This window comes from Pedobacter sp. ASV12 (assembly GCF_016429155.1).
Taxonomy (GTDB): Bacteria; Bacteroidota; Bacteroidia; order Sphingobacteriales; family Sphingobacteriaceae; genus Pedobacter.
On the sequence record NZ_JAELUC010000398.1, the window covers coordinates 1 to 255 of the forward strand.

Annotated in this window: 1 protein-coding gene; it reads left to right on the top strand. The window is 63.1% G+C overall.

From position 1 onward, the window contains the following. On the top strand, positions 1–255 hold a 255-nt coding region (locus JHD69_RS21270; protein ID WP_233166166.1), incomplete at both ends, for a hypothetical protein.

A 255-nucleotide genomic window follows, 5' to 3' on the forward strand; every position in this document is an offset into this window, starting at 1 on the left:
GACGGGCAGACCGTATTTTGGGAAACGCGCGACGATGCCAATGCAAGCGCCAGCGGAACTGGCTACACGAACGTTGCCTCACCGAGCGCGGATATCACGAGCTGCCTCACCATCAGCTATTATGACGGCTACGGCTTCCTGGGCAACAGCTTCGGCGCCCCTACGGGTACGCAGGCCGGCGGCGGACGCACCAGGGGACTGCCTACCGGAACGAAGACGAACATCCCGAGCACGGGAGGAATGCTGCTGGCTGTG